This is a genomic window from Herminiimonas sp. Marseille-P9896, assembly GCF_903993245.1.
Taxonomy (GTDB): domain Bacteria; phylum Pseudomonadota; class Gammaproteobacteria; order Burkholderiales; family Burkholderiaceae_D; genus Oxalicibacterium; species Oxalicibacterium contaminans.
This window is the reverse complement of sequence record NZ_CAJEVT010000004.1, coordinates 46,255-58,981: the sequence shown is the minus strand read 5'-3', so window position 1 is coordinate 58,981 and position 12,727 is coordinate 46,255. Positions and strand designations below refer to the sequence as shown.

The window sequence follows — 12,727 nt, the reverse complement described above, 5'->3', positions numbered from 1 at the left end:
TGTCCGCTGCAGAAATAGCAAAATGCCATGTACCCGCGACTCAAAGGATGAAGGAACATGCAAGGACTTAAAAAAATAACGATAGCTGCAGCAATGGGGACAAGCTTGCTAGTGGCTGGCTGTGGCGATAAGGGAGCATCAACGCAGGAGGCACAGGAAGCACGCGCCGCCGTATCCGCGGTCAAGAATTCGACCGATTCCCTGCGCTATCCGCATGGCGCACCGCAGCTGACCATGATAGAAGCGCGAGTCATCCCTGCTTCCCCGATACCGCTGGGCGATCAGTTGAGCGCACATCTGGTCTATGACGAAGACGTCACTGCACGCATAGGTGTCAGCATCTCCGGTCGCATCGTCGCCCTCAAGGCCGAACCCGGCACTGTCGTGAAAGCGGGCCAGGTATTGGCAGAAATCGATTCGCCTGATGTCGGTACCGCATATGCCGATATCAACAAGGCCAAGGCAGACCTCGAACACAAACGTCGCGTCTACGAACGTGCCAAGGACCTCGGTGAAGGCGAAGCCATCGCCGCCAAGGATGTAGAGAACGCATTGGCCGACTACACGCAAGCCCAGGCAGAAACCGCACGCGCGGAATTGCGCCTGAAAAACCTGAACCCGAATGGCATGGTCATACGCGGTCAGCGCATCAGCCTGCTCAGCCCGATGAATGGCGTGGTCACAGAACGTACTGCGACGCCATCGCTGGAAGTCAGTCCTGGCATGTCCTCCCCGCTGTTCGTCGTCACCGATCCCAAACGCCTGTGGCTGATGATCGATGTCCCTGAAAAACTGCTGTCGCAAATCAAACTCGGCAGCACGGTATCCATCGCCAGCGATGCTTATCCGAACGAACAATTCGCAGCGAAAATCGTGCAACTCGGTCAGGCCGTCGATCCAAATTCACGGCGTGTGACCGTCAGGGCACGCGTGAACAATCCAGATGCCAAACTGCTGCCGGAAATGTATGTCCGCGCTTCCGTGCAACAGGACACCGGCACCGGTGTCGCGGTCCCGAATAGCGCCATCATCACGCGCGGCATTTACAGCTACGTCTACGTACAAAACGCCCCCGGTGAATTCCAGCAACGCAAGGTCAAGCTCATCACGCGCGGCAGCGACATCAGCTATGTCGGTGAAGGCCTGAAAGGTTCGGAAAGCATCGTTATCAAAGGTGCCCTCCTGCTCGACGCTGAATTGAATGTGAGCGATAACCATGATTGATCGTCTCATCGTCTTCGCGATGACGCAGCGGATTTTTGTATTTGTCCTGATAGGTGCATTAATCGGTTTCGGCGGCTACGCATTATCCAATCTGCCAATTGAAGCCTTCCCTGATGTACAGGACGTACAAGTACGCGTCATCTCGCAATTGCCTGGCCAGGCGCCGGAAGATATGGAGCGCTCGGTCACCCTGCCTATCGAACGTGAAATGGCAGGCATACCGCGCCTGACCAATGTGCGCTCGGTCACCATGACCGGCTTATCCATCGTTACCCTCACTTTTGCCGAGGATACCGATAACTATTTTGCGCGCCAGCAGGTGACCGAAAAGCTTTCGACCGTCGACTTGCCGAGCGGCGTGCAACCACAACTTGCACCACTCTCGACTGCAGTCGGTGAAGTCTATCGCTACACCATCGAAGCACCAGGTCTGACCGATACTGAAATCCGTACGCTGCAGGACTGGACCATACGTCCGGTGCTGCGCATGACACCTGGCGTCGCCGATGTCGTCAGCTTTGGCGGCGCGATCAAGGAATACCAAATCGAAGTCGATCCGCTGGCTTTGCGCAAATATCAAATTACGCTGGATCAGCTTAGCCAGGCCGTCAACAACGGCAATGGCAGCGCTGGCGGTGGCTTGCTGCGGCAAGGTGACGCCTCGCTGGTGGTGCGCTCGGCCGGTCTGTTCGCCAACAGCGAAGACATCCGCAAAGTCGTCATCACCGCCCGTCAGGGCCGTGCGATTACGGTCGGCGATGTCGCCACCGTACGCTCCGGCGAGCGTCCTCGTTTCGGCATCGTTGCAACCGGCGAAAAAGACAGCATCGTCGAAGGCATCGTCTCGATGACCAAGGGTGGCAACCCGTCCAAGATCAATGCCGAGTTGAAAGAACGGATTGCGCAACTGCAACCACGCTTGCCTGCAGGTGCCAAGATCATCCCTATCTATGACCGTACGGAACTGGTACGTCATACCGTCAGCACCGTTGCAGAAAACCTGATCATAGGTGCGCTGCTGGTTATCGCCGTGCTAGTGGTATTTCTGTCGAGCTGGGTGGCGGCGCTGATCGTGGCCACCGTGATTCCACTCTCACTGTTGTTCGCGTTCATCCTGATGAATGCACGCGGTGTATCAGCCAACCTGATCTCACTGGGCGCGGTCGACTTCGGTATCATTATCGATAGTGCGGTCGTCATCGTCGAAGCATTGATGGTGCGCCTGGCAGTCAAAACCGTACATGACGCCAATCCGCATGATGCACGTTCGCATCGCCTGCAGGTTTTGTACAAAACCATGAAGGACATGTCGCATCCGGTGCTATTCGCCAAAGCGATCATCATCCTTGCTTTCGTACCTATCTTTACCTTCCAGCGCGTGGAAGGAAAAATCTTTACGCCAGTGGCACTGACGCTGACCTTTGCACTGATAGGTGCGGTCCTGCTGACCTTCACACTGTTGCCGACGCTGCTGTCCTACGTCCTGCAAAAACGGACGCTGGCCGAGAAGCACAAACCCTGGCTGGAGTGGCTGCAAGTACGCTATCAGCGTGTGCTCGACTTCACGATGAAGAATGCGCGCAAGTCCCTGTGGCTTTCCGCGATACCGGTCGTCATCGCCTTCCTGCTCGCGCCGCGATTAGGGAGTGAATTCATGCCCAAGCTGGATGAAGGAAATATCTGGCTGACCATCACACTGCCGACCTCTGCCTCACTGGAAACGACCAAGGATATCGAGCGCATAGTACGCGCCAAACTGCTGACCTATCCTGAGGTGGCACGCATCATCACGCAGGCAGGTCGTCCGGATGACGGCTCCGATCCAAAAGGCCCTAATAACCTGGAAAGCCTGGTCGACCTGAAACCACGTAAGGAATGGCGTTACAGCAGCAAGGAGGAGCTGGTTGCCCATATGTCGGAAAACCTCGCGGCAATACCTGGCATTACCACCAACTTCTCGCAAGTCATCCAGGACAACGTGGAAGAATCGCTGTCCGGTTTCCGCGGTGAAATCGTAGCCAAAATCAGTGGCAACAACCTCGACATCCTGGAAGACAAGGCATCACAGGTCGTTAGCGTCGTGGAAGGCATACGCGGCGCGACTGACGTTGAGGCCACCCGCATCGGTGGCCAGGCGGAAGTGGTGGTGACACCGGATCGTACCAAGCTGGCACGTTACGGCATCTCTATCAACGACGTAAACAATCTGGTAACGCAAGCGATGTCAGGCACAGCAGTCACCAGCCTGTACAAAGAAGACAAACGTTTTGATGTCGTCGTCCGTATCGGGGAAAAGAATCGCAACAGCATCGATGCGATCGGTAATCTGCAACTCGCAGTACCCGGCACCCAAGTCGGTAACGGCCCTGGCACCATCTCACTCAGCGATGTCGCCACCATAGAAGTGCGTCAGGGTGCATCGCGTATCTTGCGCGAATCCGGATCACGCAGCGTGATTGTGAAGATGAACCTGCTGGGTCGCGATCAGGGTAGCTTCGTTGAAGAAGCCCAACGCGCAGTGGCAGAACAAGTTTCCCTGCCGCCAGGTTACGACCTGAGCTGGGGCGGCCAGTTCGAAAACTCGCAACGCGCGGCGAAACGCCTGATGGTCATCATTCCATTGACTATCTTCCTGATCTTCTCGCTGCTGTTCTGGGCCTTCCGCTCGGTACGCCTGGCCAGCCTGGTGATCGGCATGGTGCCCTTCACACTGATAGGCGGCCTAGCAGCACTCGGTCTGTCCGGTTTGCACTTGTCGGTATCCGCCGCGGTCGGCTTCATCGCCGTTGCCGGGATCTCGGTGCAAAACGGCGTGATCATGGTGGAAGAAGTCTTGCTGCGCGTACGTGAAGGTGCAGCAGTGACCGAAGCCATCGTGCAAGGTGCGGTCGTACGTCTGCGCCCTATCCTGATGACGGCCTTGATGGCGGGCCTCGGCTTGTTGCCAGCAGCGCTGTCGCGCGGTATTGGTAGTGAAACTCAACGTCCGTTTGCATGCGTCATCGTCGGCGGCGTGATCACAGGCACCATCTTCACCTTGTTGATCCTGCCTGTCGCCATCCGTCGCTTTGCCAACTTCACTGAAAACGAAGACAGCAAAGACGAATTGCCCGCTGGCCCAACTGCCACTGCGAGCTAGGAGTAATCATGAAAAAAATGAATAAGACTTTCTACTCCGCGACAGCAGCAAGCGCATTGCTGCTGTTGACCGGCTGCGCTGTCGGCCCCGACTACAAACGGCCGGAGCTGACGCCATCGCAAACGTTTTCGCCCAAGCCATTGCCGGAGAGCACGAGCACTGCGCCAGTCAGTGGCGGCAATGCGCAGCGCTTTGTCGTCGCGCAAGATATCCAGGCTGACTGGTGGAAGCTGTTCCGTTCACCGCAATTGAATGCGCTGATCGAAAAAGCATTTGCTGCCAATCCGAGCATAGAGTCGGCGCAAGCTGCGCTGCGCGTGGCGCAGGAAAACGTCTACGCACAGCAAGGTTTCTTCTTCCCTAGCCTGAGTGCCGGATACTCGCCTTCCCGTACCAAGATTGCTGGTAACCTCGGTGGCAATTCGCCGGGCGTACAGGGCAATGGCAGGGATATCAGTACCGTCGCCAATCCATCGGCGGCACAAGGCGGTACAGCACCGTTCAATGCACCGGTGATTTATAACTTCCACACCACACAACTGACGGTCGGCTTTACGCCGGATGTATTCGGTGCCAATCGTCGACAAGTGGAAACACTGGAAGCACAAGCCAAGTATCAAAAGCTGCAACTCGAAGCGGCCTACATCACGCTCGCTTCGAACATCACGGCAGCGGCGATACAGGAAGCGCTGCTGCGCGAGCAAATCGGCATCCTGCAAACCATCATCGCTTCGAATGAAAAATCGGTGGAAATCGTCGAGCGTCAATTCAAGGCCGGTTATGCATCACGTCTTGATCTGAGCATTCAACAAACCACCCTGCTGCAAGCGAAAGAACAATTGCCACCTTTGCAAAAGCAGTTCGAACAAACCCGTAATCTATTACGCGCACTGGCGGGTGGCATGCAAGACAGTGACTTGCCGGAATCCTTCGATCTCGCTTCACTACAGTTGCCGGAAGACTTGCCTTTGAGTTTGCCGTCGCAAGTCATCGATCAGCGTCCGGACGTACGCGCAGCAGAAGAACAGCTGCATGCAGCCAGCGCGCAAATTGGTGTCGCACTGGCGAATCGCTTGCCGCAGTTTTCGATAGATGGCACCTGGGGTGGCGCAGCCAGCAAGTTCAGCCAGATGTTCTGGAACTCAGGTCGTTTCTTTGAGTTAGCTGCCAATATCTCCATGCCTTTGCTCGATGGTGGCGTGCTGCGTCATCGTCAACGCGCAGCAGAAGAGTCGTACAAGCAGGCGGCAGCGCAGTACAAGGAAACCGTCATCACCGCCTTCCAGAACGTGGCTGACACCCTGCATGCGATCCATGCAGATGCGGAAGCACTGAAGGCAAGTGCGGCACTGGCAGAAACCGCCAAGACCACACTGACCCTGACCCAGAAGCAGCACGCCCGTGGCTACATCGATCGCGTTGTCCTGATCAATGCAGAGCAAGGCTATCGCCAGGCTTCATTGAACGTCGCGCAAGCGCGTGCCATGCGTCTGGGTGACACTGCGGCCTTGTTCCAGGCACTCGGCGGCGGCTGGTGGCACAGGGTCGATAAAGACAAGACTGCAGCGCTGGAACCAGCGCTGGCGAATAAAGCGGCTGACTGATCGTTCGACGTAGACGTAAAAAAGGCAGGACAGCATCACGCTGTACTGCCTTTTTAATTTTTGCGCTTGGGTCGGAACACCGTCGTATCACAATAAAAATCGCGGTCCTGGCCCGGCCACCAGCCCGGCACACCCAGCATTTGCAAAGGCGAAAAATTTGCAGTCGTCAAACCCTGCGCCAGTTGGTGCGCGACGATCTGATCCACCCATGCGCACTGCTCAGCCAGGGGCAGGTCAGCAGGCGGGCAGGCATGCGCGACTATCCAGGCATGACCGGTAATCGCCTTGTAGGGCTGCACCAGTTTTTCCATCAAGGCGTGACCGAATAAATACACGCGGCTATCGCGTTCGAATTCATCGCGTCGCGTCACGAATACTTCTTCCCACGCATGCTCACGCAAGGCGTGCATCAGGTCATCGTTCGCACTGACCAGCAGTACAGCATTTTCATCAAAGATAGTTGCGGCATCACGTACCTTGCCGCGTGGTGCAATATTGTTGACTGATACAGAGTGCTCGATTTCTCGCGCCTGCAACAGGTTTAGTTGGACTTTGATTTTAGGGAAAGTCAGCCAGACCAGTGCATTGAAAAAATCATGCAGGTTATCCCGCGTCGGGACATGCCCGGTCTGGCTGATGTGTGCTTCGTATGCTCTGTCGGCAGGTAGTTCGGCTTGTGGCACGAAGCGGATCGGCAGGTCACGATGATTGCGCAAACCCAGTTCCGTCGCGCGCCGATTCAGTTCCCGTTGCCAGTTGTCTGCGCGTGCCAGTTCTACACCGACGGCACGTACACAGGACAACCACGGGCGCGACCAGTCTATGACGGACAGGAAGGAAGCGCTCATGGTTGCATCAACCAGGCATCAAGGGCAAATGCAGTCAGAACAATGTTCAGACAAATTTCCAGCCTATGGTTTCGCCGCCATTCAAAGGCACCAGCGTAGCGTTACCCATAGGTACTTCTGCCGGAACTTGCCATTCTTCGCGTTGCAAAGTGATGGTGCCGGTATTGCGTGGCAAGTTGTAGAAATCAGGGCCGTTGAAGCTGGCGAACTGCTCCAGTTTATCCAACGCATCCGCCTGGTCAAAAGCCTGCGTGTACAGTTCCATCGCATGCAAGGCGGTATAGCAACCAGCGCAGCCACAAGCGTGTTCTTTCAAGCCTTTCGCATGCGGCGCCGAGTCGGTACCAAGGAAGAACTTCTTGCTGCCGGAAATCGCTGCCGCAACCAAAGCCTGGCGATGCAATTCACGCTTCAATACCGGCAGGCAGTAGTAATGCGGACGAATACCGCCCTTGAACAATTCATTGCGGTTATACAGCAAGTGGTGCGCCGTAATCGTTGCCCCTACATACTGATCTGCCTCGGCCACATACTGCGCAGCATCCTTGGTGGTGATGTGTTCAAACACCACTTTCAGTTCCGGCATATCGCGACGCAAAGGCTTCATCACGCGGTCGATGAACACGGCTTCACGATCGAAGATATCGATGGCCGGATCGGTCACTTCACCGTGTACCAGGAAAGGCATGCCGACTTTCTGCATCATTTCCAGGGTTTTATAGCATTTGGCCAGGTCGCTGACGCCGGCATCCGAATTGGTGGTGGCACCCGCCGGGTACAGTTTCACCGCGTGTACCACGCCGCTTTCCTTCGCACGCTGGATTTCTTCCGGCGGCGTATTGTCGGTCAGGTACAGCACCATCAGCGGCTCGAATTGCATGCCGGCTGGCAACGCCGCCAAGATACGGTCACGATAGGCGACGGCCTGGGCGGTCGTAGTGACCGGCGGCTTCAGGTTAGGCATGACGATAGCGCGGGCAAACTGGCGTGCCGTGTCAGGCAGGACCGAAGCTATCGTTGCGCCATCGCGCAAATGCAAATGCCAGTCGTCTGGACGGGTAATGGTGATGCTGGAAGGACGATTTGTAGCGGAAGTAGTGGTCATGGCGGCTCTTTCTTGGGACTGCCGCTATTTTACCCGTTCGTCCCGAAAAAAAGCCGCCCCGGCCTTACGGCGGGACGGCTGCGGGGCAAAAAGTCCGTATCAGTGAATGATTTTGGCCAGGAAATCCCGTGCCCGGTCCGAGCGGGTCGTGCCAAAAAATTCATCTTTTGTGCAATCTTCAACTATCAGGCCTTTGTCCATGAAGATTACGCGGTTCGCCACCTTCTTGGCGAAACCCATTTCATGCGTCACCACCATCATGGTCATGCCTTCTTGCGCCAGACCCACCATCACGTCCAGCACTTCATTAATCATTTCCGGATCCAGCGCCGAGGTCGGCTCATCGAACAGCATGGCTATCGGGTCCATCGACAGCGCACGTGCAATCGCGACCCGTTGCTGCTGACCGCCGGAGAGTTGGCCCGGAAATTTATCCTTGTGCGCAATCAGGCCAACCCGATCGAGGTACTTCAGGCCGCGCTCGGTTGCATCCGGCAAGCTGCGCTTCAAGACCTTGACCTGTGCCAGCGTCAGGTTTTCGCTGATGGACAGGTGCGGGAATAATTCAAAGTTTTGAAACACCATGCCTATGCGCGAACGCAGGCCGGACAGATTGGTTTTTGGATCGCCAACCGAAATGCCATCCACCGTAATGCTACCTTGCTGGAACGGTTCCAGGCCGTTGACGGTTTTGATCAGTGTGGACTTGCCGGAACCAGACGGACCGCACACCACCACCACGTCACCCTTGGCGACCTGGGTCGTGCAATCGGTCAACACCTGGAAATTCCCGTACCACTTGCTCACGTTGTCCATAGCTATCATGTTGTTGTCCTTATCGAATGATGGCAAACCGTTTTTGCAGCTGCTTGACCAGCGTCGAGAGTGCAAAACTGAGCACGAAATACACGACGGCGACAAACAGGTACATCTCAACTACGCGACTGTCACGCTGCGCAACCTTGACCGCAGCACCGACAAAGTCAGTCACGTTCAGCAGTGATACCAGCGACACGTCCTGGAACAGCACGATGGTTTGCGTCAGCAAGATCGGCAGCATGTTGCGGAAAGCTTGCGGCAGGATCACCAGTTGCATCGATTGCTTATAGGTCAGTCCCAGCGCATATCCTGCATTCACCTGCCCTTTGGAAATACTCTGTATCCCGGCGCGCATGATTTCGCAAAAGTAAGCCGCCTCAAACATGATGAAGGTGATGTAGGCCGAGCGATCCGCCCCCAGCTGCACCGGCCGTTCGGCTCCCGTGATCTTCTGCAGGACGATAGGCATCAGGAAGTAGAACCAGAAGATCACCAGCAGCAATGGAATTGAGCGCATCAGATTCACATAAGCGGCAGCGATCAGGGACAAGGTCTTGTTGCTGGACAGGCGCGCCATCGCCAGCAAGGTGCCGAAGGCGACGCCACCCAATGCCGCAACGACTGTCAACTGCAGCGTGTACTGCAAGCCCGACAGCAAATACGGCCAGGTGCGCGTGATGATTTCGAAATCAAGATCACCCATGTTTGCCTCCCGCGATATAACCAGGGACAGCAAGGCGACGTTCAACCAGGGCCATCAGACGATTCGCCGTCATCGCGATGACTACGTAGATCACGGTAGCCGCGCCGAAAGCTTCAAAGTAACGGAAGGTCATCTCACCCATCTCCCGTGTCCGGAAGAAGAGTTCAACCAGCCCGATCGAATACGCGACCGCAGTATTCTTGATCAGGTTCATCAGCTCGGAAGTCAGCGGCGGAATGATGATCCGATAAGCCATGGGCAGCAGCACATAGCGATATGTCTGCGACGTGGTCAAACCCAGCGCATAACCAGCATTACGCTGGCCACGCGGCAAGGCCTGGATACCGGAGCGCACTTGCTCGGCGATCCGCGATGAAGTGAAGAAACCGAGACACACGACTGCTGTCACGAATTGATGCTCGGTCGGATCCAGCGTAATGACCCAGGCCTTCACCGCCGGTACGATGCCCGGTATCACGAAGTACCAGACGAAGAATTGCACCAGCAAAGGGATGTTGCGGAACAGTTCGACGTAAGCACCGCCCAGACGTACCAGCCAGCGCTTCTCGCTGGTACGCGCGACGCCCACTATCGAACCGACCACGAAGGCGAATATCCATGCAAAGAAAGCCACTGCCAGGGTCCAGCCCAACCCTGACAGCAAGCTTTCTATCCACGTGCCGTCGCCATCAGGCACCTGCTCCAGAAAGATTCCAAGATCCATGCTGCCGCTCCCTTAGCTGATTGCTTATCTAGCTTATTAGCTATGCTCGCATGTACTGCGTTATACGCCCTTGTCGTTCGGATTCTTGAATGCTTCCTCGATAGGCGGCGTCATCGGGAAGTTGATGTTCAAGCCTTTAGGTGGAATCGGAGTGGTGAACCATTTGGCGTAGATTTTATTGATCTCGCCAGATTTCATGACTGTACCTATCGATTTATCCACCAGCGCCTTGAACTGCGGATCGTCTTTGCGCAGCATCATGCTGTATGGCTCCTGGCTCAGCGATTCCGGCAGGATCTTGTAATCCGACGGACGCTTGGAGTTGGCGATCTGCCCGGCCAGCAAGATGTTATCCATCACGAAGGCAACGGCCCTGTCATCGGCCATCAGCAGGAAGGCTTCGGCGTGATCCTTGCCGTAGATTTCCTTGACCTGGATGTTTTCAGTTTTCTTGTAGCCCTTCAGCAGCGGTACCGAAGTCGTGCCGGAAGTGGTGGAGATCGTCTTGCCGTTGAGGTCGGCCAGCGTGTTGATATTCGACGATTTTTTGACAGCTGCAGTTACGTTGATCACGAAGTAACTAGGGCCGAAGGAAACCTGTTCCTGACGAACTTTGGAATTGGTAGTGGAGCCGCACTCCAGATCGATAGTGCCGTTACGCAACAAAGGAATGCGATTGCTGGAAGTCACCGGTTGCATCGCCACCTTCAGGTTAGGCAGCTTGAGGTCGGCCTTGACGGTATCGACGATCTTCATGCAAAGGTCGATCGCATAACCTATCGGTTGTTGCTTGTCATCAAGAAACGAAAACGGAATCGATGATTCGCGATAACCGATGGTGATGGTATTCGTATCCTTGATCTTCTTCAGCGTGCCGCCGAGGTCCTGCGCCTGCACTGTCACAAACGAGCTGGCCATCAGCCCCGCTCCAGCAGTCACTACAAGTAATTTTTTCAGATTCATGATGTCTCCTTGAGGCATATCATCAGTTTTTAAAGTATCTGGCAAATTTCAGGCCAGCTCATTTCGTCATCAACGCCTGCTAATTCATACGGCAGATTTCCAGACTATGCAGCTACGGCTTTAAGGATACAAGCCACGCATTTCGCGCGCCTGTAATACACGCGTACATGCCACGATAAAGGCCGCCGTACGCAAAGAAACTTTCTTCTCTTCCGCCAGCGCCCATATCGCGGCAAAGGCTTCCCGCATGATGCGGGTCAGGCGCGAATTGATCTCATCTTCAGTCCAGAAGAAGCTGGAGAAATCCTGCACCCATTCAAAATAGCTGACCGTCACGCCGCCTGCATTTGCAATCACGTCCGGTACCAGCAATATACCCTTGTCATGCAGGATATCATCCGCTTCCGGCGTGGTCGGACCATTCGCACCTTCGAGTACGATGCTGGCGCGGATTTGCGCGGCATTGTCGCGGTCGATTTGCTGTTCCAGTGCAGCAGGCACCAGAATGTCGCACTCCAGGCCCCAGAAACGGGACGCATCCTCCAGTTGCTCGGCCTCGGGAAAACCGGCCACGCTGCCATTTTGTGTCACATAAGCCTGCAAGGCGGGGATATTCAGGCCGCTGCTGCGCACCACGGTTGCCGCATGATCCTGCACCGCCACCACCTTGGCGCCAGCCTCGGCAAACAGGCGCGCTGCGACACCACCAACGTTACCAAAGCCTTGCACCGCAACCCGCGCACCCTTGATTTCCAGTCCGCGTTTGACCGCCGCTTCGCAGCCGACCACAAACACGCCACGACCCGTCGCTTCATGCCGTCCCAGGCTGCCGCCCAGCGAAACCGGCTTGCCGGTCACGACGCCGGATGCGGTACTGCCCTGGTTCATCGAATAGGTATCCATCATCCACGCCATGATTTGTTCATTGGTGTTGACGTCGGGTGCGGGTATATCTTTGGTGGGGCCGATGATGATATTGATTTCGCTGGTATAGCGGCGCGTCATGCGTTCCAGCTCGGCTTTGGAGAGTGTCTTCGGATTGACGCGTATGCCGCCTTTCGCACCGCCATACGGCACATTCACCGCTGCATTTTTGATCGTCATCCAGGCTGACAGTGCCATCACTTCAGACAGGCTCACATCCTGATGGAAACGCACACCGCCCTTGCCCGGGCCGCGCGAGGTATTGTGCTGGACCCGGTAACCTTCAAAGTGCGCAACCGTGCCGTCGTCACGTTCGATAGGGACATCGACGATAAGGATGCGCTTGGGTCGCTTCATGGTTTCGACCCAGCGCGCCAGCGAGCCGAGGTAAGGCGTAACGCGGTCGATTTGCTCCAGATAAACACCCCATGCCCCGATGTCGGGCGGTGTCAGGTAAGACGGTACTGCGTGCGGACTGGACATGCGGGCGCTCCTATATTTACCAAGCAGTGCCATACGTCATGGCGACAAGCATCAGAAACAGGACAGCGAAACCTGCGATGCATACAAGGCTAATGCAGGCAGGCTACAAGCAAGTTACAGGATTATGCAGGCAATTTATTCTAATCTCTTATCGCCCGCATGAGTAATGATCTGAACTGAATCTTTCTTAT

At 55.7% G+C, this 12,727-nt stretch carries 10 protein-coding genes; 3 read left to right on the top strand and 7 right to left on the bottom strand.

Annotated elements, in window-relative coordinates; translation table 11 throughout:
• Positions 1 to 57 precede the first annotated feature (57 nt).
• Genes H7U06_RS14890 through H7U06_RS14880 form a run of 3 tightly spaced genes read left to right on the top strand, consistent with a single transcriptional unit; the run spans position 58 to position 5,967 of the window.
• Positions 58 to 1,224, top strand: a complete 1,167-nt coding sequence (locus H7U06_RS14890; RefSeq protein ID WP_175626918.1) for an efflux RND transporter periplasmic adaptor subunit — start codon at positions 58 to 60, stop codon at positions 1,222 to 1,224.
• Entirely contained in the window at positions 1,217 to 4,363 is a 3,147-nt protein-coding gene (locus tag H7U06_RS14885; RefSeq protein ID WP_175626917.1) for an efflux RND transporter permease subunit, read from the top strand. Before H7U06_RS14890 ends, H7U06_RS14885 begins: the two co-directional genes overlap by 8 nt.
• 8 nt (positions 4,364 to 4,371) lie before the next feature.
• Positions 4,372 to 5,967, top strand: a complete 1,596-nt coding sequence (locus H7U06_RS14880; protein WP_175626916.1) for an efflux transporter outer membrane subunit — start codon at positions 4,372 to 4,374, stop codon at positions 5,965 to 5,967.
• 53 nt (positions 5,968 to 6,020) lie between these two features.
• Here H7U06_RS14880 and H7U06_RS14875 read toward each other — a convergent pair whose 3' ends face one another.
• From H7U06_RS14875 to H7U06_RS14845, 7 genes are all read right to left on the bottom strand, one after another.
• Entirely contained in the window at positions 6,021 to 6,815 is a 795-nt protein-coding gene (locus H7U06_RS14875) for a DUF3025 domain-containing protein (RefSeq protein WP_175626915.1), read from the bottom strand.
• A gap of 46 nt (positions 6,816 to 6,861) precedes the next feature.
• Positions 6,862 to 7,920, bottom strand: a complete 1,059-nt coding sequence (gene pyrC, locus H7U06_RS14870; RefSeq protein ID WP_175626914.1) for a dihydroorotase — start codon at positions 7,918 to 7,920, stop codon at positions 6,862 to 6,864.
• A gap of 99 nt (positions 7,921 to 8,019) precedes the next feature.
• Positions 8,020 to 8,745 carry an amino acid ABC transporter ATP-binding protein gene (locus H7U06_RS14865; RefSeq protein WP_124574688.1) on the bottom strand — a complete coding sequence of 242 codons (726 nt, stop codon included), beginning with the start codon at positions 8,743 to 8,745 and terminating at the stop codon, positions 8,020 to 8,022.
• Between the two features lie 10 nt (positions 8,746 to 8,755).
• The gene (locus H7U06_RS14860) at positions 8,756 to 9,442 is read right to left on the bottom strand and encodes an amino acid ABC transporter permease (RefSeq protein WP_175626913.1); all 687 of its coding nucleotides are present in this window, start codon (positions 9,440 to 9,442) and stop codon (positions 8,756 to 8,758) included.
• A complete protein-coding gene (locus H7U06_RS14855; protein ID WP_175626912.1) occupies positions 9,435 to 10,166 on the bottom strand; it encodes an amino acid ABC transporter permease in 732 nt (243 codons plus the stop codon). The genes H7U06_RS14860 and H7U06_RS14855 overlap by 8 nt, the downstream gene beginning before the upstream one ends.
• A gap of 60 nt (positions 10,167 to 10,226) precedes the next feature.
• Complete coding sequence (locus H7U06_RS14850) at positions 10,227 to 11,129, bottom strand: amino acid ABC transporter substrate-binding protein (protein WP_370458630.1); 903 nt, start codon at positions 11,127 to 11,129, stop codon at positions 10,227 to 10,229.
• A gap of 120 nt (positions 11,130 to 11,249) precedes the next feature.
• Complete coding sequence (locus H7U06_RS14845; RefSeq protein WP_175626911.1) at positions 11,250 to 12,536, bottom strand: Glu/Leu/Phe/Val dehydrogenase; 1,287 nt, start codon at positions 12,534 to 12,536, stop codon at positions 11,250 to 11,252.
• Positions 12,537 to 12,727: the final 191 nt, after the last annotated feature.